This window comes from Streptacidiphilus sp. PAMC 29251 (genome assembly GCF_054208735.2).
Window position 1 is genome coordinate 6,121,136 of the sequence record NZ_CM135725.2, and the last position, 21,104, is coordinate 6,142,239.

Below are 21,104 nucleotides of genomic sequence, written 5' to 3' on the forward strand. Positions count from 1 at the left end.
TGGCCGATGACTGACACCGCCGTCGAAGCCGCCGGGCTGGTCAAGCGGTACGGCAACGCCCGCGCCGGGAAGACCGCCCTGGCCGGACTCGACCTCACCGTGGAACGCGGCGAGGTGTTCGGCTTCCTCGGTCCCAACGGGGCCGGGAAGACCACCACGATCCGGCTGATGCTGGACCTCATCCGGCCGACCTCCGGCACGCTCCGGGTCCTGGGTGCCGATCCGCGCGACGACGCAAAGATGCGGGGCCGCATCGGCTACCTGGCCGGGGACTTCCGGATCGACGGCCGGCAGACCGGGCGCGAGGCGCTGACCTACCTCGGCGACCTGCGCGGCGGCGTCCCCGCCGCGCGCATCGCCGAACTCGCCGAGCGGCTCGACCTCGATCTGACCCGCCGGATCAGCACCCTGTCGAAGGGCAACCGGCAGAAGGTCGGCGTGGTCCAGGCGTTCATGCACACACCCGAGCTGCTGGTCCTCGACGAGCCGACCAGCGGCCTGGACCCGTTCCTGCAGCAGCGGTTCGTCGAGATGGTGCAGGAGGCCGGCGCCAACGGCCAGACCGTCTTCATGTCCTCGCATGTGCTGAGCGAGGTGCAGCAGACCTGCCGGCGGGTCGGCATCATCCGCGAGGGCGAGCTGGTCACCGTCGCGGACGTGGAAAAGCTGCGCCAGTCGGCGCACCGCAAGGTCGAGATCGCCTTCGCCGGCGCGGTCGGAGTCGAGGTCTTCGCCGCGCTGCCCGGACTGCAGAACACCGCCGTCACCGCGACCCCCGACGGCGGGAGCGTGCTGCGGGCGATCCTGACCGGCAGCCCGGACCCGCTGGTGAAGGCCGCCGCCCGGTTCGAGGTCACCAGCCTGCTGGCCGAGGAACCGGAGCTGGAGGAGATCTTCTTCACCTTCTACGAACAAGGATCGAATGGATCGAAGGGCTCCACGCCATGAGCGGCAGCACGGTCTTTCGCAAGCATCTGACGGACAATCGGCGCGGCTTCCTGGGCTGGGCGCTGGCGATCACCGCGGTCGCGGCCATGTACTCGTCGATCTGGCCGGTGATGGGGCAGAACTCCGGCCTGGCCACCGCGATCGACTCGTTCCCGCAGTCCCTGCGCGACGCGTTCCACCTGCAGGACTACGGCACCGCGGCCGGCTACTTCGGCTCCACGGTCTTCGGGCTGCTGGTCCCGATCCTGCTCGCCGTCTTCGCCGTCGCCGCCGGGACGAAGGCGATCGCCGGCGACGAGGAGGCCGGGACGCTGGAGCTGGTGCTGGCCCACCCGGTCCGGCGGGTACGGCTGGCGGTCTCCCGCTGGCTGGCCGTGCTGGCCGCGGTGGTCCTGGTCGGCGCGGTGCTGCTGCTGGTGGAGTTGGCGCTGCGGGTGCCGGCCGAGTTCACCGCGATCAGCGTGGCGAACCTGGCCGCCATGACCTTCCAGCTGGTCCTGTTCGGGTTCTGCTTCGCCTCGATCGCCTTCGGCATCGGCGCCGGCACCGGCCGCCGCCTGTACGCGATCGTCGGCGGCGCGTATGTGACGGTGGCGGCCTACCTGTGCGACTCGTTCCTCCCGCAGATCAAGGGCCTGCACTGGATCCAGTCCTACTCGCCGTTCCACTGGTACACCGGAGGCGAGCCGCTGGTGAACGGCATCCAGTGGACGCACTGCGCGCTGCTCGCCGGGGTCGGCCTCTGTTTCGCCGCCGGTGGCATCTGGGGCTTCAACCGGCGTGACCTGGCCCAGGGCGGCTGACGCGGCGTCACCGGGCTACTGTGGCGCAGCATGAACGCTGACGGCTGGTTGGCAGACACCCGTACCTCCTACGACACGGTCGCGGTCAGCTATGCCGAGCAGTTGCGCGAGGCGCTGGGCGAAAAGCCTTACCTGCGGGCGGCGTTGGCCCTGTTCGCCGACGCGGTTCAGGAGGCCGGCGGCGGGCCGGTGGCGGACCTGGGATGCGGCCCCGGCCACATCACCGCTCACCTGCATCAGCTGGGGGTGGACGCCTTCGGCATCGACCTCTCGCCCGGGATGGTCGCCGTGGCCCGCCGCGACCATCCCCAGCTCCGTTTCGAGGTGGGCTCGATGACGGATCTCGACCTCGCCGGGGAGTCGCTGGCCGGGGCGCTGGCGTTCTGGTCGCTGATCCACGTCCCCGACGACGCGGTCCCCACGGTCCTGGACGGCCTCAGCCGGGCGCTGCGCCCCGGCGCGCCCCTGCTGATCGGCTTTCACCTGGGGGAAGGGTCGCGGCTGAAGACCCAGGGCTACGGCGGCCACCCGATGAACGTCCAGGTCCACCGGCGCCGACCCGCCCGGATGAGCGGCTGGCTCCGCGAGGCCGGCTTCACCGTCGAGGCCGAGCTGCTGCTCGACCCCGAGGGGACCGCCCCCGGCGCCCTCCTCTTCGCCCGCCGCCGTCCATAACCTGCGGACTAGCTAGTTAGAATGCTAGCATCGTAGCTGTGGGAGACGAGGAAGTGAAGCAGTTCAACGTGTACCTGCCGATCGGGTTGATCAAGCAGGTGAAGCACCGTGCCATCGAGTCGGAGTCCTCGCTGTCGGCGCTGGTCGCCGCCGCGCTGCGCGCCTATCTCGACGGCCCCCATCCGAAGCAGGAACGATCGTCCGAGAAGGAGTCCTGACATGACGACTGAAGGCATCGAGGCCGTGTTCATCGAGACCCACAACTGGGGGAAGACCGCGAAGTTCTTCCAGGCGCTGGGCTACGAGCTGGAGTTCGAGACCGACCACAACTCCGGCCAGCTGCGCAACGGCGACGGCCCCTCCCTCTTCATCGCGGAGGTCCCCGAGGACCAGGAGACCCCGCTGCAGTTGGTGCTGAAGGTGTCCGACGCTGACGCGTTCCGCCCCAACCCCGCCGTGGAGGTGGTCACCCCGTTCGAGGACACCCACTTCGGCACCCGGCTGATGACCGTCCGCGACCCCGACGGCCGCCTCTGGAGCCTCCAGGCCCCGCGCAAGAGCTGACGACCGGCGGGCCGGGAAGCCCCGGAAAGCAGCAACGCCACCCCCGCGCGGCGGGGGTGGCGTTCGGTGGCACGGGGCCGGCGGGGAGCCGGTCAGTGCGCGTGGCCCGAGTCGGCGAGGCGCTTGATCGAGTTGACGATCTCCTCCTCGGCCTCCACCCGGCCGACCCAGTGCGCGCCCTCGACCGACTTGCCGGGCTCCAGGTCCTTGTAGACCTCGAAGAAGTGCTGGATCTCCAGGCGGTCGAACTCCGACACATGGTGGACGTCGCGCAGGTGCTCCCAGCGCGGGTCCGAGGCCGGGACGCAGAGCAGCTTGTCGTCGCCGCCCGCCTCGTCGGTCATCTTGAACATGCCGATCGCGCGGCACTTGATGAGGCAGCCCGGAAAGGTCGGCTCCTCGAGGATGACCAGCGCGTCCAGCGGGTCGCCGTCCTCACCGAGCGTGCCCTCGACGAAGCCGTAGTCGGCCGGGTAGCGGGTCGAGGTGAAGAGCATCCGGTCAAGGAAGATGCGACCAGTCTCGTGGTCGACCTCGTACTTGTTCCGTGAACCCTTCGGGATCTCGATCGTGACGTCGAACTCCAAGGCTCCTCCAATGCGAGACGTTTGCAGCCAATAGTGTCTCCTACAGCATGGGGTGCTCGGGAAAGGGGCAGGTCCGGATGGGTTCATGGTGGGGACGCGCGGCGCGTGCGTACGCGTTGGCGCCGGTGCGCGGGGTGGCGGTCGTCGCGGGCGGGGTGGGGCTGGCCCTCGCGGCGGGCGGTATCGCGGTCGCCGGACCCTGGCAGGGCGGCCAGCGGACCGCCGAGCGCACGGCGGGAAAGTCCCTGCTCAGCGAGGTACGAACGATCCGGCCCTGGCCGGTTCCGGCACCGCTCTGGCATCCGGCCCAGGACGTGCTGCAGCCCACGGACGTGACTTCGGTCACGGTGCCGACCGGACCGGCCGCGGCGCCGGTTCCGCTGCCGACCGGCAAGGGCCTCGCCGCCGCCCTCGCCCCGGCGCTGTCGGCCTCCGCGCTGGGCACGGTCACCGCCTCGATCGTCGACGCCGCCACCGGCCGGACCCTGTACGCCTCGGGCGCCGGCACCCCGCAGCTGCCGGCCTCCACCAACAAGATCGCCACCTCCGCCGCCGCGCTCTCGCTGCTCGGTCCCGCGCACCGTTTCAGCACCACCGTGGTCAGCCCGGCGCCGGGCCGGATCGTCCTGGTCGGCGGCGGGGATCCGACCCTCACCGCCGCCGCGACCGGCGGCGCCGACCCGCAGGCCAGCCTGTCCACCCTGGCCGACCGGACCGCGGCCGCGCTCAGGGCGACCGGGACCGCCAGCGTGCATCTGGCGTACGACATCTCGCTGTTCGCCGGTCCTGCGCTGCACCCGATAGGGGTCAACGACAACATCGCCCTGGTCCAGGCCCTGACCGTGGACGAGGGCAGGCTCAATCCGCACACCACCGAGGACGCCCCCCGCCACGCCGACCCGGCCGCGACCGCCGCGGCCACCTTCGCCGCACTGCTGCGCAAGCGCGGCATCGCGGTCCAGGGGCAGCCGACCAAAGCCGCCACGAAGACCAAAACCACAGCCCCCCTGGCCCGGGTCGACTCGCAGCCGCTCAGCGAGATCGTCGAGCGGATGCTCACCGACAGTGACAACGACATCGCCGAGACCCTGGGCCACCAGGTGGCCCTCGCCGCGGGCCGTCCGGTGACCTTCGCCGGGGGAGCGGCGGCGGTGGAGCAGCAGCTGACCAGGCTGGGCATCCCGCTCGGCGGCACCCGGCTCAGCGACGCCAGCGGCCTGTCCAGCCAGGATCTGATTCCAGCCACCGTGCTCACCCGGCTGCTGGTGCTGGCCGCCTCCCCGGCGCATCCGGAGCTGCGCCCGATCGTCACCGGGCTGCCGGTGGCGGGCTTCACCGGGACGCTCGACACCCGCTACGGCAGCAGCGGCAGCAGTTCCGGCCTGGGGGTGGTCCGGGCCAAGACGGGTTCCCTGCAGACCGTCAACACCCTGGCCGGGCTGGTCCTGGACCGCGACGGCAGGCTGCTGGTCTTCGCCTTCATGTCCAACGGCAGCGGCGCGGCCACGTCCGCCCGCGACGCCCTGGACCAGCTCGCCGGGCGCGTCGCCGTATGCGGCTGCCGCTGACGGGTAGGAGCACGTACGGTGTGAGAGTGCGTCGCTGGACACCGGCGGGGCGCACGACGCCTGGCACAGCTGCTTGCCGCGTTGCCGAACCGCCCTGGTAGCCCCCGGCTGCGAGGACGATCCGGCACCTTGCAATCGGCCGCGCCGGACGCTGTGCGCCGATCCCCGCGGAGTCCGGCGACGCGCCCTTGAAACAGACGAGCCAGAGCGGCGGTGCGGATATGGCGGACGCGGCAGACGCGACAGGCATGGTCGACTGGGGCCTCGCGGTGAACACCGCGACCCGGCTGGCGCGCCCCGGCCCGGAGGTGACCCGGGAGGAGGCCCGCGCGGCGGTGGCGGAACTGCACCGGCACGCGGCCGAGGCGGAACAGCACGTACGCGCGTTCACCGGCCTGGACTCGCCGAGCAGCGCGGCCACCCCGGTCCTGGTGGTGGACCGTCCCGGCTGGATCAAGGCCAATGTGGCCGGCTTCCGCACCATCATCACCCCGCTGGCGGACCGGATGCAGGCGCGCCGCTCGGCGACGCCCGGCGGCGCGGTGCTGGGGACGGTCGGCGGCAAGGTCACCGGCGTCGAGGTGGGGATGCTGCTGGCGTTCCTGTCCTCCAAGGTGCTCGGCCAGTACGAGACCTTCGCCCCGGCCGAGGTCCCCTCGGACCTCTCCACGCTGGACGACGAGCACCCGGTGCAGCCGGGCCGGCTGCTGCTGGTGGCGCCCAACATCGTCGCGGTCGAGCGCGAACTCGACGTCGACCCGCACGACTTCCGGCTGTGGGTGTGCCTGCACGAGGAGACCCACCGCACCCAGTTCACCGCGGTGCCCTGGCTGCGGGACCACATCGAGGGCGAGATCCAGACTTTCCTGGCGCAGACCGACATCGATCCGGCCACCCTGCTGGAGCGGCTCCGCGAGGCGGCCGGCTCGCTCCCCGGCTTCGGCGGAAGCGGCAACGGCAGCGGCGGTGACAGCGGCGACGAGGACAGCAGCGGCAGCGGCAGCCTGATGGACATCGTGCAGACCCCCGAGCAGCGCGAGATCCTGGCCCGGCTCACCGCGGTGATGTCGCTGCTGGAGGGCCACGCCGACGTGGTGATGGACGGCGTAGGACCGCAGGTGGTGCCGAGCGTCGCGGAGATCCGGGAGAAGTTCCAGCAGCGCCGCGCCAAGGGCACCGGCCGGCTGGACGCGCTGCTGCGCAAGGCGCTCGGCCTGGACGCCAAGATGCGGCAGTACCAGGACGGCGCGGTGTTCGTCCGGGCCGCGGTGGACGCGGTCGGCATGGAGGGCTTCAACCGGGTCTGGACCTCGCCGAACACCCTCCCCACCAAGGAGGAGATCCACAACCCGGCGGCCTGGGTCGCCCGCATCCACAAGTAGCAGCGGGAGCAGCCCGGAACGGGTCGGGGCGGCCCGGAGCACGAACGGGGCGGCCCCGGAGTGCGAACGGAGCGGGGTCGGCTCGGACGTTGAGGCGGAGAAAGGTTTCTTCATTCACCCGTCCGGGCGGACCCTGGTCCTGAGGGGAACCGGTGTGACCCTCGACACGGAAGACTTCTGCGACCATCCCCTTACGACAATCCGCAGTCGGCCGGTCACTCTGTGAGACGATTCGGCAACTCCTCCGCTCCGGTCCGCTCCAAGGAGTGATCAATCTATGGGTCCGCATCCCGCGGTGGCCGCGATACGCCTGGCAGTACGCCGGGTCCTCAACGACATCGCCACCCAGGTACCTGACACCTTCTCCGCTGCCCCCCTCCCCGACTCCCACGACTCCCGCGACTCCCGACCCGTGCCCGCCGCGAGGCCCGCGTTCCGCCCGGTCGGCGACGTCGATCCGCGCCACGCCAAGCTGCGCACCCCCCGCCCCCGCCCCGCGCCGGACGCCCCGCTGGTCCTGGTCGCCTGCAGCGGCGGCGCGGACTCCATGGCGCTCGCCGCCGCCACCGCCTTCGAGGCGGCCAAGCTCGGCCTCCGGGCCGGCGCGGTGACGGTCGACCACGGCCTGCAGCGCGGCTCCACCAGCCGCGCGGTCGAGGTGGCCGGCCGGCTCCGCGCCCTCGGCCTGGACCCGGTGGACGCCCTGGGCGTCAGCGTGGGTCGCGCCGGAGGCCCCGAATCCGCCGCCAGGGACGCCCGCTACGCCGCCCTGGACAGCGCCGCCGAGAAGTACGGCGCCAGCGTGGTGCTGCTCGGCCACACCCGCGACGACCAGGCCGAGACCGTCCTCCTCGGCCTCGCCCGAGGCTCGGGACCGCGCTCGCTGTCCGGGATGGCCGCCGCCACCGGCCGCTACCGCCGTCCCTTCCTGGACCTGGACCGGGCGATCACCCGCCAGGCCTGCGCCGTGCTGGACCTCCCGGTCTGGGACGACCCGCACAACACCGACCCCGCCTACACCAGGGCCCGGGTCCGGCACGAGGTGCTGCCGGTGCTGGAGAAGCACCTCGGCGGCGGCGTGGTGGAGGCGCTGGCCAGGACCGCCCGGCTGTTCCGGGACGACGCCGACGCGCTGGACGCCTGGGCGGTGCAGGCCGAGGCCGAGGCGACGACCCCCGAGGGCCTGGACGTCACCCGGCTGGCCGCGCTGCCGCCCGCGGTCCGCCGCCGGGTGCTGCGCCGGGGCGCGATCCGGGCCGGCAGCCCGCCCGGAGACCTCTTCGCCCGGCATCTGGAGGTCATGGACCACCTGGTCACCGACTGGCACGGGCAGGGCCCGCTGCACCTCCCGGGCGCGGTCGAGCTGCGCCGCCGCTCCGGCCGGCTGGCCTTCCGCCGCATGTAGCCAGCAGGGCGTATGGCAAGGTTGTGACGGTAGAGACCGGATCTCCAGCACTTGAGACTCCAGATTTTAAGGACGTACCGCGGGTGGACGAGAAGGACATGGGCAGCGACCTTGCGAAGGTGCTCATCAGCAAGGACGAGATCGACGCCAAGCTGGTCGAACTGGCGGAGCTGATCGACCGCGACTACGCCGGCCGGGAGCTGCTGATCGTCGGCGTCCTGAAGGGCGCGGTGATGGTCATGGCCGACCTGGCCAGAAGCCTGCACAGCCCGGTCACGATGGACTGGATGGCTGTCTCCTCCTACGGCATGGGCACCAAGTCCTCGGGCGTGGTGCGCATCCTCAAGGACCTGGACACCGACATCAACGGCCGGGACGTGCTCATCGTCGAGGACATCATCGACTCCGGGCTGACCCTGTCCTGGCTGCTCAGCAACCTGCAGTCGCGCGGACCCGCCTCGCTGGAGGTCTGCACGCTGCTGCGCAAGCCCGACGCGGCCAAGGTCTCCATCGATGTGAAGTACGTCGGGTTCGACATTCCCAACGAGTTCGTCGTGGGCTATGGACTCGACTACTCCGAGAAGTACCGCAACCTTCCTTTCGTCGGCACTCTCGCCCCGCACGTGTACGGCGGCTGACCAGTCGTTGTGATTGCGCGGCGCGGATGCGCGGCTTCGGGAACAGTGGGGGGTTTCCCTCCGTTGGACCCGGGGAAGGGCCGTTCGACACCGGTACGCGACTGTCCCGTGGACTTCTCAAGGGGCATGTCTGCTGTACCGTCCAATAATCCGCTGTCTTTCGATTGACGGTGGATGACCAACCGGTCGAGGTCATACATAGGACGCGTCCCACGGTTAAACCGGGTGACGCCGCACAGTGGCAGGAGGGACGGGGCGGCTGATGTCGCCCCGCATGGATGGACGTGAAGCGATACTTCCGTGCGCCGGTGATGTGGATTCTGCTGGCTGTCCTCGCCGTCGTCGTGCTGATGCAGGTGGTGTCCTCCTCGGCCGGTTACAAGACCGAGGACACCAGCAAGGTCGTTTCGACGATCAGCAGCGGCCAGGCGAAGTCGGTACAGATCACCACCGGCGACAGTCAGATGATCAAGGTTCAACTCAAGGACGGCCAGAAGGTCGACGGGTCGAGCCAGATCCAGGCCCCCTACGCCTCCGACGCCTACATTTCGGGACTGCAGAACACCCTGCAGCAGGACGTCTCGAACAAGACCATCGACAGTTTCACGGTCAAGGTCGACAAGCAGAACGCCTTCGTCGGCCTGCTGCTGTCGTTCGGCCCGATCGTGCTGATCATCGTGGTCTTCCTGTTCCTGATGAACCAGATGCAGGGCGGCGGCTCGCGCGTCATGCAGTTCGGCAAGTCCAAGGCCAAGCTGATCACCAAGGACACGCCCAAGACGACCTTCTCGGACGTCGCGGGCGCTGACGAGGCGGTCGAGGAACTCCACGAGATCAAGGAGTTCCTGCAGGAGCCGGCCAAGTTCCAGGCCGTCGGCGCCAAGATCCCCAAGGGTGTGCTGCTCTACGGCCCGCCCGGAACCGGTAAGACCCTGCTGGCCCGCGCGGTCGCGGGTGAGGCCGGGGTGCCGTTCTACTCGATCTCGGGCTCCGACTTCGTCGAGATGTTCGTGGGTGTCGGCGCGAGCCGGGTCCGCGACCTCTTCGAGCAGGCCAAGGCGAACGCCCCGGCGATCGTCTTCGTCGACGAGATCGACGCGGTCGGCCGCCATCGCGGCGCCGGCCTCGGCGGCGGTCACGACGAGCGCGAGCAGACCCTCAACCAGCTGCTGGTCGAGATGGACGGCTTCGACGTCAAGGGCGGCGTGATCCTGATCGCGGCGACCAACCGCCCCGACATCCTGGACCCGGCGCTGCTGCGCCCGGGCCGCTTCGACCGGCAGATCGCGGTGGACCGTCCCGACCTCACCGGTCGGTTCGACATCCTCAAGGTGCACCAGAAGGGCAAGCCGGTCGCTCCGGACGTCGACCTCATGGTCGTCGCCCGCCGCACCCCCGGCTTCACCGGTGCCGACCTGGCCAACGTCCTCAACGAGGCAGCCCTGCTCACCGCCCGCGGTGACCGCAAGCTGATCGACAACCTCACCCTGGACGAGGCGATCGACCGCGTGGTGGCGGGTCCGCAGAAGCGCACGCGGATCATGTCGGAGAAGGAAAAGAAGATCACCGCGTACCACGAGGGCGGCCACGCCCTGGTCGCGGCGGCCTCGCCGAACAGCGACCCGGTGCACAAGGTCACCATCCTGTCCCGCGGCCGGGCCCTGGGTTACACCATGGTGCTCCCGGACGAGGACAAGTACTCGACCACGCGCAACGAGATGCTGGACCAGCTGGCCTACATGATGGGCGGGCGCGCGGCGGAGGAACTGGTCTTCCACGACCCGACCACCGGCGCCTCCAACGACATCGAGAAGGCCACCGCCACGGCGCGGGCCATGGTCACCCAGTACGGGATGACCGAGCGCCTGGGTGCGATCAAGTTCGGGACCGACAACTCGGAGCCCTTCCTGGGCCGCGAGATGGGCCACCAGCGCGACTACTCGGAAGAGGTCGCGGGTCTGGTGGACGAGGAGGTCAAGAAGCTGATCGAGAACGCCCACAACGAGGCCTGGGAGATCCTGGTCGAGAACCGGGACGTCCTGGACAACCTGGTGCTGGAGCTCCTCGAGAAGGAGACCCTGAACAAGGAGCAGATCGCGACGATCTTCACCGACCTGGTGAAGCGTCCGGCCCGCCCCGCCTGGACCGGTTCCGCCCGGCGGACCCCGTCCACCCGTCCGCCGGTCCAGTCCCCGAAGGAACTGGCCCTGACCAACGGCACCGCCCAGCTCGAGGGGCCGCCGTCGATCGTGGACATCACCAAGCTCCCGCCGCTGCAGGAGCCGAACGGAGCCTGAGCGAGAGCTGAACGCCCCCGTCGGGAATATCCCGGAATGTGTGCCGCTGCCCCAAGGTTCTAACCTTGGGGCAGCGGCATTGCCGTGCCGAGCCGCCGAGCCGCCTGTGGACGAGCCGCCTATGTGGAGGAGACCGATGACCGACCCGGTGACGATTGAGGACTCGACCGGATTCGTCCGGGTGTTCGACCAGAAGCGGGCCGAGGACGCCGTCCGGGAGCTGCTCATCGCCGTCGGCGAGGATCCCGAGCGCGAGGGCCTCCGGGACACCCCGGCCCGGGTCGCCCGTGCCTACCGGGAGATATTCGCCGGCCTCTGGCAGCAGCCCGAGGACGTGCTGACCACCACCTTCGACCTGGGCCACGACGAGATGGTGCTGGTCAAGGACATCGAGGTGACCAGCGTCTGCGAGCACCACCTGGTGCCCTTCCGCGGCGTCGCCCATGTCGGCTACATCCCCTCGCACAGCGGCAAGATCACCGGCCTGTCCAAGCTGGCCCGGCTGGTGGACGTCTACGCCCGGCGGCCGCAGGTGCAGGAGCGGCTGACCACCCAGGTGGCCGACTCGCTGATGCGGATCCTGGAGCCGCGCGGGGTGATCGTGGTGATCGAGTGCGAGCACATGTGCATGTCTATGCGCGGCATCCGCAAGCCCGGGGCCAAGACCATCACCTCGGCGGTCCGCGGCCAGCTCCGCGACGCCGCCACCCGGGCCGAGGCGATGAGCCTGATCATCGGCCGCTAGTCCTGTCTTTCGCACATGACTCTTTGTGGCGATTCGCAGCCTTGGGCGGTGTCGTCATCGAGCTGTGGGCGTTGATGGTGGCGTGCCTGTCTCCGTCGGTCGCGATCGTTCCCGTGTGCAGCGTCCCCGAGCCGAGCTTCTGATCACTGCGGTGGTCGAGAAGCGGCTCGGGGCGCTGCCGGCCTGTGCGCACTTCCTGCGCCGGCTGGACGTCGCCGGCATCATCGACGGACTGTGCCCGGTGCGCGACGTCGCTCACCTCACCCACGGACAGGTCATCGAGGCGCTGATCGCCAACCGCCTGTCCTCGCCCACACCGCTGTTCAAGGTGGCTCGCTGGGCCGAGCAGTGGGCGGTGGAGGACGTCTTCGGCATCCACGCCGACTTCCTCAACGACGACCGCATCGCCCGCGCGCTGGACGCCGTCGCCCCGCATCTGGACGAACTCATCGGATCCATCGGGGCCAAGGCGATCACCGAGTTCGGCATCGACGCCTCGCGCTGCCACTGGGACATGACCAGCGTCTCCCTCTACGGCGCCTACGAGAACCCCGACAGTGACTACCCCGTGGTCAGGTTCGGGCACCCCAAGGACCGGCGCACCGACCTGAAGCAGATCCAGGCCGGAATGGCGGTCACCGGCGACGGCGGCATCCCCGTCACCCACCGCGCCTTCAGCGGCGGAGCCGCCGAGGTCTCCCAGGTCACCGGCGCGATGACCGCCCTGCGGCAGATCGCCGAGCGCCCGGACCTGCTGCTGGTGGGCGACAGCAAGCTGCTGACCTACGACAACGTGTCCGCGATGACGGCCGAAGGCGTCCACTTCCTGGCCCCGGCCGCCGCCGCCAGCGTCGACAGCGCCGTCTACGCCGCCCTGGACCTGGAATCGGCCGCAACCGTGGACTACACCGCCGAACGCGACGCCGACAAGCCGGCCGACCAACGCGCGGCCTACCGGGTCCTGGAGGACGAGTTCACCTGGAAACCCCGGCGCAAGAAGGACCCCGCGCTGACGATGCGCCGGATCCTGGTCCACTCCAGCGCCAACGCGACCGGCCAGCTCAAGGCCCGGACCAAGAAGCTGGCCCGGGCCCGCGAGGACCTGGAGAAGGTCCAGCGCAACCTGGGCACCCGCCACTACCCCGACGCCAAGAAGGTCGCCGACACGGTCGCGGTGATCGCCACCAAACACCGGGTCACCGCCTACCTGCACACCGACGTCGGCACCGGCCCGGACGGGAAACCCACCCTGGCCTGGTCCTTCGACCAGGCTGCCATCGACGCCGAAGCGGCCGTCGACGGCTGGTACGCGCTGTTGACCAACCTGCCCGCCGACCAGGCCACCGCCGCCCAGGTCCTACTGCACTACAAGGGCCAGGGCACCGTCGAACGCCGCTACAGCCACGTCAAGGGCCCCTTCGCGATCGCGCCGATGTTCCTGCAGAACAACCGCCGCATCGCCGCCCTGATCACCGTGATCTGCCTAGCCCTGCTCGTCTTCTGCCTGATCGAGCGCCAGGTCCGCCAGGCCCTGGGCGACCAGCGCACTATGCACGGCCTCCAGCCCGGCAGCAACCAGGCCCTGCGACCCACCGGCGAACTGATCCTGACCGCGCTGTCCGACCTGCGCATGCGCAGCGGCACCGCCACCAACCCACCGGTCGTCCTAGTCAGCGAAGGCATCCAGGCCCGACTCCTCGACATACTCGAAGTCGACCCAACCCACCCCCGCTGGCTCGACACACGTTTCCCCATGTGCGAAGGACACGGCTAGTCGGCTAACCGGCGATGTCGGGCCCGGCGCCGTGCGTGGCCGTGGCCGTGGCCGTGGGGGTGGCGCTGGGAGCTGGGCGGGGGATCGCCCCCGGGGGGAGCAGCTGCTCGCCGATCCAGCTCAGCGCCGGCCCGAGCTCCAGCTCCCAGGTGGTGAAGTTGTGGCCGCCGCTGGACAGCACCATCGGGGTGGCCCCCATCGGCGACCTGACCAGCTTCAGGAACTGCTCGGTGGCGGCGTAGTCCCGCTCGCCGTGCGCGGTGGTGGCCACCAGCACCTTGACCGCGGGGGCGGGCAGGTTCCGCAGCCGCCACAGCAGGTCGTAGCTCTCGATCAGCCTGGTCCTGGCCGGTCCGGCCGGGCCGAACAGGGTCCCGGTCTGTCCGGTCTCGTAGTCGCTGTACTCGCCGCCGAGCGAGACCGCGACGCCGAACATCTCCGGATGGCGCATCGCCGCCTCCAGCGCGCAGGTGCCGCCCTCGGAGAAGCCGATCAGCCCCCAGGCGGCCGGTTCGCTGCGGACCCGGTAGGCGGAGCTCATGGCCGCCCGGTAGTCGCTGGTCAGATAGGTCTCCACCTGCGGGCCGCCGACCACGTCCACGCAGTCGGTGTCCTTGGGCGGGACGACGGTCTGCGAGATCAGCACCACGATGGTGGCGTTCATCCGTCCGGCCGCCATCTGCTGGGCCGCCTTCTGCTGCAACTTCAGCACCCCGAGCACGCCCTGGATGCTGCCCGGATAGCCGACGTAGGAGGTCAGCACCGGGAAGGCGGTGTGCTGGAACGCGGGCTGGAAGTACTCGGGCGGGAGGTAGACGTACGCCTGCTGGCTGATCCCGCTGCGGCGGCCGACGACGGTCACCGCGCTGTAGCGGCCCACCTGGTCGGCGGGCCCCTGCGCCAGCCCCGGCAGGCGCTGCAGCGGGCCGGAGTCGCCGGCCAGCACCAGCTTGCTGCCCTGCAGGCTCACCGCCTGCTGCTCGCCGCTGCTCCGGCCGATGGTGACGGTCTCGTTGGAGCCGCCGGTCAGGTCGTGCCAGGTGGGGTAGAAGTCGCCGTAGGAGTTGAGCATCAGCGCGACCAGCAGCACCACCGAGAGCTGCGAGGCCAGGATCATGCCGAGCCGGGCGGCGATCCAGAGGACGCCGCTGCGGGCCAGCCGGGGCCAGAGCCAGAGCGTCGCGCAGACGCAGAGCAGCGTCAGCAGCCCCGCAGCGTACTCCAGCCTGCTGCTGGTGAGATCCATCGCCAGTGCCCCGCGCTCTCCTGTGCTCCCCGCCACCCCCTATGCCTTCGTCGGCATCCTGTGTGGTCCCATCCTGCTGCCTGCGGGCCGCCGGGGGCAGCCAGGAGCGCGGGGAGGGGCCCGAACGGGTGACGGTGCGTCGGCCGGGGCCGGTTGACGCCGGGTCAGGAGCCGCTGCCGCCGGCCGGGGCGAGCGGCCCGGCCAGCCGGGCCGACATCCAGCGCAGCGCGGAGGGCGTCTCCCGGTTCCAGGTGCCGAAGTTGTGGCCGCCCTCGGGCAGGATCAGCGTGGACGCCTGGGTCGGCGCGGTCGCCGCCGCCGCGAAGGCCATGGTGGCCTTGTAGTCCGGCTCGCCCTTGAGGCTGCTGGTGACCAGCAGCGAGACCCGCGGGTGCGGCAGGTGCTTCAGCCGCCACATCAGGTCGTTCTCGTTCTGCAGCTGCTTGTTCCCGCCGAAGAGGTTGCCGGTGGTGCTGTCGACGGCCGACTTGTAGTAGCCGGAGAGCGAGGCGGCCACGGTGAAGGACTCGGGGTGGCGCATGGTCAGCTTCAGCGCGCAGTAGCCGCCGGTGGAGTCCCCGATGACGCCCCAGGCGTTGGCCGAGGTCTCGGCCCGGTAGTGGGAGGCTATGGCCTGGTGCAGGTCCTTGGTGAAGAAGGTCTCGGCCTGCGGGCCGCCGGGCACGTCCTGGCACTCGGTGTCCCTGGGCATGGCGACCGAGGGGCGCATCAGCACCAGGATGGTGGGCTTCATCTCGTTCTGGTGGATCGCCTGGGCCGCGACGGTCGGGTACTTCATCCGGGTGACCAGGCTCTGGGCGTTGCCGGGGTAGCCGGTGAAGACCACGATCACCGGGAACGAGGTCTTGGCGTAGGCCGGGTCGTTGTACTGCGGCGGCAGGTAGACGTAGCCGGGTTCGGTAAGACCGGTGCCTGAGCCGTGGATGGTGACCTGGTCCACCGTGCCGCCGCTGCCCGCGGCGCCCCCGTTGCTGCCGGGGAGCTGCAGTGCGACCGGCTTGGTGTCGGACACGTCCACCGAGGCCCGGCCGTCGCCGGTGGCGTCGCCGGTGGTCGCGGTGCCGCTGGGGTGCACCCCGGAGCCGTTGATGGCGATCGGGCCGCTGGTCTGGTCGGTGCCCAGCAGGTCGTCCCAGGAGCTGTAGAAGGCGCCCCAGTTGTTGGCGGCGAGCGCGATCGCGAGCAGCGTCAGCAGCTGGCTGGCCAGCAGGGTGCCGATCCTGGCCAGCATCGCCCGCCAGTTGCGCCCGCTCAGGCGTGGCCAGAGCCAGACCGTCGCCACAAAGCAGACCACCGCGAGCACCGCGATGAGGATCTGCAATTTCTGGCTGGTCAATCCCATGGTCCACATCCTGTTTTGCCGTTGATCACCGCCGTCACGGAGGTCCAGACGTTCCAGCATGCCTGGCAGGTTCCTGTGGTTTAGCAAAACGTTATCTGGTAGACCGAAACTCATGCCTGCGGAGGACGCACTCCTACCCTGTGGGGGAAGCACTCCTACTACGGTCTGACCGAAGTCCTCACTTGAGCATCTACCCTGTTCACCCATGAGCGATCAGCAGTCCACCGGGAGCAGCCAACGCAAGGGCATCCAACTGCCCAGGGTCTCCCGCCCATGGGTGCCGTCAGCCGTGGGTTACGCCACGGCACTGGTGGGCCTGGGGGACATCATCGGCGCGGTCGCCCCGCACTTCCGGGGCAGCCGGATGCACGAGCTGGCCAGTCTGCTGCCGGGCACGGTGACCACCGTGGCGACTGCTGCGTCCCTGGTCGTGGGCATTCTGCTGATCATGCTGGCGCATGCGCTGCGGCGCCGGAAGCGCCGGGCCTGGCAGGCCGTGGCGGTGCTGCTGCCGGTCGGATTCCTGCTGGAGGCGCTGCGCTGGCACCACACCGGAACAGCGGCGGTCACCCTGCTGGTGTTCGTCGTCGTACTGCTGAATCGCCGTGAGTTCTACGCGCTGTCGGATCCGCGCACCCGCTGGCGGGCGCTGTGGAACTTCCTCGCCATGTCGGTCATCAGCTTCGGCCTCGGTCTGGTGATCGTCAGTTCGCATGCGAGGACCACCCTGGGATCTCCCAGTTTCGGCGACCGTTTCTGGCAGGTGGCCTGGGGTCTGCTGGGAATCGGCGGGCCGATCCACTACAGCTCGGACCGCACCAGCGACCTGGTCTACTACTCGCTGGCCGGGCTCGGCCTGTTCACCGCGGTCAGCACGGCCTGGCTGGCCACCAAGCCCTCCAAGCCGGTGGCCGAGCTGAGCGTGGAGGAGGAGGCGCAGGTCCGCGGGCTGCTCACCAAGCACGGCGCCCGCGACTCGCTGGGCTACTTCGCGCTGCGCCGGGACAAGAGCGTGATCTTCTCGCCCAGCGGCAAGGCCGCCATCGCCTACCGGGTGGTCTCCGGGGTGATGCTCGCCTCGGGCGATCCGATCGGCGACGTCGAGGCCTGGCCGGGCGCGATCAAGCTGTTCATGGAGGAGGCCCAGCGCCACGCCTGGGTGCCGGCCGTGATGGGCTGCAGCGAGACCGGCGGCGAGGTGTGGACCCGCGAGGCTGGCCTGGACGCGCTGGAGATCGGCGACGAGGCCATCGTCGAGGTGGAGGACTTCACCCTGGAGGGACGGGCCATGCGCAACGTCCGGCAGATGGTGAAGCGGATCGAGCGGTCCGGGTACACCTGCCGGGTCCGCCGGGTCGACGAACTGGGCGAGTCCGAGCTGGTGGCGATCCGTCATGCCGCCGACGCCTGGCGCGGAACCGAGACCGAACGAGGTTTCTCGATGGCGCTGGGCCGTTTCGGTGACGCCGCCGACGAGGGCTGCGTGGTGGTCACCGCGCACAAGCTCCCGGACGGCGCCGCGCCCGGGGCCTCGGACATCCGGGCGGTGCTGCACTTCGTGCCCTGGGGCCGGGACGGCATCTCGCTGGAGCTGATGCGGCGTGACCGGGACGCCGACCCCGGCCTCAACGAGCTGCTGATCGTCAAGGCGCTGGAGGCCTGCGAGGGGCTGGGTGTGGACCGGGTGTCGCTGAACTTCGCGATGTTCCGCTCGGCCCTGGCGCGGGGTGAGCGGATCGGCGCGGGCCCGGTGCTGCGGGCCTGGCGCGGGCTGCTGGTGTTCCTGTCGCGCTGGTTCCAGATCGAGTCGCTGTACAAGTTCAACGCCAAGTTCCGCCCGATCTGGGAGCCCCGCTTCCTGGTCTACCCGACCGCCCGCGACCTCCCCAGGATCGGGATCTCGGCGCTCCAGGCGGAGGCGTTCATCGTGATGGAGCTGCCGAAGTTCCTCCGGCGCCGGCGCAGCGCCGTGCTGGAGCGCACGCCGAGGGTGGGGGCGGAGCTGCCCCAGCCCTGAGAATGGCTCCATGAACGCGTACAAGAGTCCTCTGCCCGGGCTGGACGACTGGGGCCGCTGCGGGGTGATGGGGATCGTCAACGTCACCCCTGACTCCTTCTCCGACGGCGGACTGTGGCTCGACCCGGGCAAGGCGGTCGCGCACGGCCTGGAGCTGGTCGCCCAGGGCGCGGACGTGATCGACGTCGGCGGGGAGTCGACCCGGCCCGGCGCGACCAGGGTCACCCCCGAGGAGGAGCTGCGCCGGGTGCTGCCGGTGGTCCGCGGCCTGGTCGACGGCGGCGCGCTGGTCAGTGTGGACACCATGCGGGCCGCGGTGGCCGAGGCGGCCGTGGACGCCGGGGCCCGGATCGTCAACGACGTCAGCGGCGGCCGCGCGGACGCCGGTATGGTGCGGGTCGCCGCCCGCACGGGTGTGCCGTTCGTGGTGATGCACTGGCGCGGGCAGTCCGTCGGCATGGACGACCTGGCCTCCTACGGGGACGTGGTGGGCGAGGTCATCGAGGAAGTGGAGCGCCAGATGGACGCTGTGGTCTGCGCCGGGGTCGACCCGGCCCAGGTGATCGTGGATCCGGGGCTGGGCTTCGCCAAGACCAGGGCCGACGACTGGGCCCTGCTGGCCCGGCTGGACGCCTGGTCCCGGTTGGGCCGTCCGGTGCTGGTCGCCGCGTCCCGCAAGCGGTTCCTGGGCACGCTGCTGGCCGATCCGGCGACCGGCGACCCGCGTCCGGCCCGGGCCAGGGACGCGGCCACCGCCGCGGTCTCGGCGCTGGCCGCCGCGCAGGGCGCCTGGGCGGTCCGGGTGCACGAGGTGCCCGCGACCGCGGACGCGGTCCGGGTCGAGGCCGCGCTGCGCTCCGCACGAGGAGGGTCCGCATGAACATCACCGATGCCGACGCCACCGCGGTCGAGGCCGCCAACGCGGCCCTGTACGCCGCCCTGGAGGCCGGCGACCTGGACGCGCTCACCGACGTCTGGGTGTCCGGCGCGGACGCCGACGACGTGCGCGGGGCGACCTGCATCCACCCCGGCTGGCCGGTGCTGCGCGGCCGGGCCTCGGTGCTGCGCTCCTACGCGCTGATCATGGCCCACACCGAGTACATCCAGTTCTTCCTCACCGACGTGGAGGTGGAGCTGCTCGGCGATGTGGCACTTGTCACGTGCACCGAGAACATCCTCTCCGGCGGCGAGGCCGAGGAGGAGGGCGAACTGGGCCCGCTGGTGGGCGGCCGGGTGGTCGCCACCAACCTGTTCCGCCGCACGGCGGACGGCTGGCGGCTCTGGTCGCACCACGGCTCACCGGTGCTGACCAGCGGCCCGGACGAGGAATAGGCCCGGCCCGGGCGGGTGCTGTCAGTCCCGCGGGGTACGTTTGTGCTCTCCGGGCAGCGTTGCCCGAAAAAGCTTGAGCGGAGTGATTCGATTGCTGGACCGTGTCGCGGTGCGGGGCCTTCGTGCCCGTGGCCACCATGGGGTCTTCGCTCGTGAGCGCGAGCAGGGACAGACCTTCGTGGTGGACGTGGTCATGGGCGTCGACACCCGGCCCGCCGCGTCCGGCGACGACCTCACCCGCACGGTCCACTACGGGATCGTCTCCGAGGAGGTCGTCGCGGTCATCCAGAGCGACCCGGTGGACCTGATCGAGACCCTGGCCCAGCGCATCGCCGACCAGTGCCTGAAGCACGAGGCGGTACAGGAGGTCGAGGTGACCGTGCACAAGCCGGACGCCCCGATCACCGTGCCGTTCGACGACGTGACCATCACCATCGTTCGGAGCCGCGGATGAGCAGCGACCCCACCACCAGTCCGGTATCCCCCGAGGTCGAGCGGCAGGTCGACTCGGCCGACAGCACCCTGCACAACCCGCGCAGCGCCGTCGTGGCGCTGGGCAGCAACCTCGGCAACCGGCTGGAGACCCTGCAGGGCGCGATCGACGCCCTGGAGGACACCCCCGGCGTCCGGATCACCTCGGTCTCCGCGGTCTACGAGACCGAGGGCGTCGGCGGCCCCGAGCAGCAGCCGAACTTCCTGAACGCGGTGCTGGTGCTGCGCACCACCCTGCCGCCGCACTCGCTGCTGGAGCGCGCCAACGCGGTCGAGGACGCCTTCGGCCGGGTCCGCGAGGTCCGCTGGGGCCCGCGCACCCTGGACGTCGACATCCTGGCCTACGAGGGCATCGTCCTGGACGCCCCCGAGCTGACCCTGCCGCATCCGCGCGCCCATGAGCGCGCCTTCGTGCTGGCCCCCTGGCTGGACGCCGACGCCGAGGCCGAGATCCCCGGCCACGGCCCGGTCGCCGCACTGCTGCGGTCCGTCGGCGAGGCGGGCGTGCAGCGGCGCGTCGACGTCTCGCTGCACCTGCCGGAATAGCCGACGGCGGCGGGTAGGCTCAGGTTTCGGTCCGTCAGTTCGTCGGGCGGTCGGTCGGTTCGTTGGTCAGTCTGGGAGCGAAGGGGAGACCTTGAAGGCGCTACGCCCTGTCGTGCTGCTCGGGATCACTCTTGTCGCAGGGGTGCTCGCCTGGGCCGGGTCGCAGCTGTGGAACTCGGTGGACTCGCTGCCCGGGGTCCCCACCGCCGCCCCGATCGTGCTCGCGGCGGTCGCGGTGGTGCTCGGCGCCACCGCGTACTCGCTCAGGGGACGGCTGCGGGCACAGCGCGACCGGGTGCCGGACGCCAAGGGCGTGGACCCGCTGTCGGCGGCCCGCGCGGTGGTCCTCGGTCAGGCCAGTGCCCTGGTCTCGGCTCTGGTCACCGGGATCTACGGCGGGATGGGCGTCTTCCTGCTCACCATGGGCGACGCCGTGCCGGCCCGCCGGGGGCAGGCGATCACCGCGCTGTTCGCGGTGCTCGCCGGGATCGCGGTGATGGCGGCCGGGCTGTGGATCCAGTACGTCTGCCGACTGCCGGACGACCCCGAGAAAACAGTCACCCAGGGCAGTCATTCGTGAACCCGGTGTCACTGATCGGCTATGTCAAGACCGTCTTTGGTACCTCACCTGACATGGCTGCGCCCGGCACGCTAGATTTCTGGCCATGCCACGTGGTCGCCATCGCCAGTCCTCGCCTCTGAGCAGGCTTCTTCCTCCCAC

Annotated in this window: 21 protein-coding genes; 18 read left to right on the forward strand and 3 right to left on the reverse strand. The window is 70.6% G+C overall.

Going from position 1 to position 21,104, the window contains the following annotated elements; all coding sequences use genetic code 11:
• The first annotated feature begins 6 nt into the window (after positions 1-6).
• The 5 genes from ACXKR8_RS29200 to ACXKR8_RS29220 are packed head-to-tail and all read left to right on the forward strand — an operon-like array spanning position 7 to position 2,990.
• On the forward strand, positions 7-948 hold the full coding sequence (locus tag ACXKR8_RS29200; RefSeq protein ID WP_458267560.1) for an ABC transporter ATP-binding protein: 942 nt from the start codon (positions 7-9) through the stop codon (positions 946-948).
• The gene (locus ACXKR8_RS29205) at positions 945-1,751 is read left to right on the forward strand and encodes an ABC transporter permease subunit (protein ID WP_458267561.1); all 807 of its coding nucleotides are present in this window, start codon (positions 945-947) and stop codon (positions 1,749-1,751) included. Before ACXKR8_RS29200 ends, ACXKR8_RS29205 begins: the two co-directional genes overlap by 4 nt.
• Positions 1,752-1,781: 30 nt before the next feature.
• Positions 1,782-2,426: a class I SAM-dependent DNA methyltransferase gene (locus ACXKR8_RS29210; RefSeq protein WP_458267562.1), complete on the forward strand. Its 645-nt coding sequence runs from the start codon at positions 1,782-1,784 to the stop codon at positions 2,424-2,426.
• A 38-nt stretch (positions 2,427-2,464) separates the two neighbouring features.
• Positions 2,465-2,644, forward strand: a complete 180-nt coding sequence (locus ACXKR8_RS29215; protein WP_458267563.1) for a CopG family transcriptional regulator — start codon at positions 2,465-2,467, stop codon at positions 2,642-2,644.
• A 1-nt stretch (position 2,645) separates the two neighbouring features.
• Entirely contained in the window at positions 2,646-2,990 is a 345-nt protein-coding gene (locus ACXKR8_RS29220; protein WP_458267564.1) for a VOC family protein, read from the forward strand.
• A gap of 92 nt (positions 2,991-3,082) precedes the next feature.
• Here the strand turns inward: ACXKR8_RS29220 and ACXKR8_RS29225 are convergent, their stop codons facing one another.
• Positions 3,083-3,577: an inorganic diphosphatase gene (locus tag ACXKR8_RS29225; protein ID WP_380508828.1), complete on the reverse strand. Its 495-nt coding sequence runs from the start codon at positions 3,575-3,577 to the stop codon at positions 3,083-3,085.
• 77 nt (positions 3,578-3,654) lie between these two features.
• Between ACXKR8_RS29225 and dacB the strand changes: the two genes are divergently transcribed.
• The 7 genes from dacB to ACXKR8_RS29260 all read left to right on the forward strand — a co-directional run bounded on the left by dacB (position 3,655) and on the right by ACXKR8_RS29260 (position 13,386).
• Positions 3,655-5,145 (forward strand): D-alanyl-D-alanine carboxypeptidase/D-alanyl-D-alanine endopeptidase, encoded by a 1,491-nt coding sequence (dacB, locus tag ACXKR8_RS29230; protein WP_458267565.1) that lies wholly within the window; start codon positions 3,655-3,657, stop codon positions 5,143-5,145.
• A gap of 248 nt (positions 5,146-5,393) precedes the next feature.
• Complete coding sequence (locus tag ACXKR8_RS29235; RefSeq protein ID WP_458275101.1) at positions 5,394-6,527, forward strand: zinc-dependent metalloprotease; 1,134 nt, start codon at positions 5,394-5,396, stop codon at positions 6,525-6,527.
• A gap of 277 nt (positions 6,528-6,804) precedes the next feature.
• The gene (gene tilS, locus ACXKR8_RS29240; RefSeq protein WP_458267566.1) at positions 6,805-7,932 is read left to right on the forward strand and encodes a tRNA lysidine(34) synthetase TilS; all 1,128 of its coding nucleotides are present in this window, start codon (positions 6,805-6,807) and stop codon (positions 7,930-7,932) included.
• 98 nt (positions 7,933-8,030) lie between these two features.
• Positions 8,031-8,570: a hypoxanthine phosphoribosyltransferase gene (gene hpt, locus ACXKR8_RS29245; RefSeq protein WP_458275102.1), complete on the forward strand. Its 540-nt coding sequence runs from the start codon at positions 8,031-8,033 to the stop codon at positions 8,568-8,570.
• Positions 8,571-8,848: 278 nt separating this feature from the next.
• The gene (gene ftsH / locus ACXKR8_RS29250; RefSeq protein ID WP_458267567.1) at positions 8,849-10,867 is read left to right on the forward strand and encodes an ATP-dependent zinc metalloprotease FtsH; all 2,019 of its coding nucleotides are present in this window, start codon (positions 8,849-8,851) and stop codon (positions 10,865-10,867) included.
• Between the two features lie 136 nt (positions 10,868-11,003).
• Complete coding sequence (folE, locus tag ACXKR8_RS29255) at positions 11,004-11,612, forward strand: GTP cyclohydrolase I FolE (protein WP_458267568.1); 609 nt, start codon at positions 11,004-11,006, stop codon at positions 11,610-11,612.
• A gap of 115 nt (positions 11,613-11,727) precedes the next feature.
• A complete protein-coding gene (locus tag ACXKR8_RS29260; protein ID WP_458267569.1) occupies positions 11,728-13,386 on the forward strand; it encodes an IS1634 family transposase in 1,659 nt (552 codons plus the stop codon).
• A 4-nt stretch (positions 13,387-13,390) separates the two neighbouring features.
• Here ACXKR8_RS29260 and ACXKR8_RS29265 read toward each other — a convergent pair whose 3' ends face one another.
• Positions 13,391-14,632, reverse strand: coding sequence for an alpha/beta hydrolase (locus tag ACXKR8_RS29265; protein WP_458267570.1), 1,242 nt, complete (start codon positions 14,630-14,632; stop codon positions 13,391-13,393).
• 164 nt (positions 14,633-14,796) lie between these two features.
• On the reverse strand, positions 14,797-15,996 hold the full coding sequence (locus tag ACXKR8_RS29270; RefSeq protein ID WP_458267571.1) for an alpha/beta hydrolase: 1,200 nt from the start codon (positions 15,994-15,996) through the stop codon (positions 14,797-14,799).
• Positions 15,997-16,201: 205 nt separating this feature from the next.
• Between ACXKR8_RS29270 and ACXKR8_RS29275 the strand changes: the two genes are divergently transcribed.
• The 6 genes from ACXKR8_RS29275 (at position 16,202) to ACXKR8_RS29300 (ending at position 20,963) form a co-directional block, all read left to right on the forward strand.
• Positions 16,202-18,013: a phosphatidylglycerol lysyltransferase domain-containing protein gene (locus ACXKR8_RS29275; protein WP_458267572.1), complete on the forward strand. Its 1,812-nt coding sequence runs from the start codon at positions 16,202-16,204 to the stop codon at positions 18,011-18,013.
• 10 nt (positions 18,014-18,023) lie between these two features.
• Positions 18,024-18,893, forward strand: coding sequence for a dihydropteroate synthase (folP, locus tag ACXKR8_RS29280; protein WP_458267573.1), 870 nt, complete (start codon positions 18,024-18,026; stop codon positions 18,891-18,893).
• Positions 18,890-19,345, forward strand: coding sequence for a nuclear transport factor 2 family protein (locus ACXKR8_RS29285; protein WP_458267574.1), 456 nt, complete (start codon positions 18,890-18,892; stop codon positions 19,343-19,345). The genes folP and ACXKR8_RS29285 overlap by 4 nt, the downstream gene beginning before the upstream one ends.
• Positions 19,346-19,439: 94 nt before the next feature.
• Positions 19,440-19,799: a dihydroneopterin aldolase gene (folB, locus tag ACXKR8_RS29290; protein ID WP_458275103.1), complete on the forward strand. Its 360-nt coding sequence runs from the start codon at positions 19,440-19,442 to the stop codon at positions 19,797-19,799.
• The gene (folK, locus tag ACXKR8_RS29295) at positions 19,796-20,383 is read left to right on the forward strand and encodes a 2-amino-4-hydroxy-6-hydroxymethyldihydropteridine diphosphokinase (protein ID WP_458267575.1); all 588 of its coding nucleotides are present in this window, start codon (positions 19,796-19,798) and stop codon (positions 20,381-20,383) included. Before folB ends, folK begins: the two co-directional genes overlap by 4 nt.
• A gap of 91 nt (positions 20,384-20,474) precedes the next feature.
• On the forward strand, positions 20,475-20,963 hold the full coding sequence (locus ACXKR8_RS29300) for a DUF3180 domain-containing protein (RefSeq protein WP_458267576.1): 489 nt from the start codon (positions 20,475-20,477) through the stop codon (positions 20,961-20,963).
• Positions 20,964-21,104: the final 141 nt, after the last annotated feature.